Below are 1,509 nucleotides of genomic sequence, written 5' to 3' on the forward strand. Positions count from 1 at the left end.
AGGCGGATGACCGCCTCCTGGGCCTGGTCCTTGTCCTTGAGGACCTCGAAGGCGCCGTCGTTGAAGATGTTGCAGTTCTGGTAGATCTCGACGAGTGCGGTGCCGTCGTGGGCGGCGGCCTGGCGCAGGACCTCGGTGAGGTGTTTGCGGTCGGAGTCGACGGTGCGGGCGACGAAGGACGCCTCGGCGCCGAGCGCCAGCGAGACCGGGTTGAAGGGGGCGTCGAGGGAGCCCATCGGGGTGGACTTGGTGATCTTGCCGACCTCGGAGGTGGGCGAGTACTGGCCCTTGGTGAGGCCGTAGATCCGGTTGTTGAAGAGCAGGATCTTGAGGTTCACGTTGCGGCGGAGCGCGTGGATGAGGTGGTTGCCGCCGATGGAGAGGGCGTCGCCGTCGCCGGTGACGACCCAGACGGACAGGTCGCGGCGTGAGGTCGCCAGGCCGGTGGCGATGGCCGGGGCGCGGCCGTGGATGGAGTGCATCCCGTAGGTGTTCATGTAGTACGGGAAGCGGGAGGAGCAGCCGATGCCGGAGACGAAGACGATGTTCTCCTTCGCCAGGCCGAGTTCGGGCATGAAGCCCTGGACGGCGGCGAGGACGGCGTAGTCACCGCAGCCGGGGCACCAGCGGACCTCCTGGTCGGACTTGAAGTCCTTCGGAAGCAGGCGGAGTTCAGTTGTCACGGAGGGCCTCCTCGAGGACGCCGGCGAGCTGCTCGGCCTTGAACGGCATGCCGTTGACCTGAGTGAAGGGCTGCACGTCCACCAGGAACCGGGCACGGAGCAACAGGGCCAACTGGCCGAGGTTCATCTCCGGGACGACGACCTTGTCGTATCGCTTGAGGACCTCGCCGAGGTTCTTGGGGAAGGGGTTGAGGTGGCGGAGGTGGGCCTGGGCGATGGGGCCGCCTTCGCGGCGGATGCGGCGGACGGCCGCCGTGATCGGCCCGTAGGTGGAGCCCCAGCCGAGGACGAGGGTGCTCGCGTCGTCGGGGTCGTCGACCTGGAGGTCGGGGACGTCGATGCCGTCGATCTTGGCCTGACGGGTGCGGACCATGAACTCGTGGTTGGCGGGGTCGTAGGAGATGTTGCCGGTGCCGTCCTGTTTCTCGATGCCGCCGATGCGGTGTTCGAGGCCGGGGGTGCCGGGCACGGCCCAGGGGCGGGCGAGGGTCTCGGGGTCGCGTTTGTAGGGCCAGAAGACCTCGGTGCCGTCGGCCTGGGTGTGGTTGGGGCCGGTGGCGAACCGGGTGCGCAGGTCGGGGAGGTCCTCGACGTCCGGGATGCGCCAGGGTTCGGAGCCGTTGGCGAGGTAGCCGTCGGAGAGCAGGAAGACCGGGGTGCGGTAGGTGAGCGCGATCCGGGCCGCTTCCAGGGCGGCGTCGAAGCAGTCGGCGGGGGTCTTGGGGGCCACGACCGGGACCGGGGCCTCGCCGTTGCGGCCGTACATGGCCTGCAGGAGGTCGGCCTGCTCGGTCTTGGTGGGCAGGCCGGTCGAGGGCCCGCCGCG

1 protein-coding gene and 1 pseudogene are annotated in these 1,509 nt (G+C 69.3%); both read right to left on the reverse strand.

Going from position 1 to position 1,509, the window contains the following annotated elements:
* A partial coding sequence (locus tag ACZ60W_RS37240) for a 2-oxoacid:ferredoxin oxidoreductase subunit beta (RefSeq protein ID WP_469759837.1) occupies window positions 1–683 on the reverse strand: 683 nt, incomplete at its 3' end.
* Window positions 673–1,509: pseudogene (locus ACZ60W_RS37245) on the reverse strand (2-oxoacid:acceptor oxidoreductase subunit alpha); the annotation flags it as partial. The pseudogene ACZ60W_RS37245 and the gene ACZ60W_RS37240, both read right to left, overlap by 11 nt.

The organism is Streptomyces sp. NPDC104202, assembly GCF_055584185.1.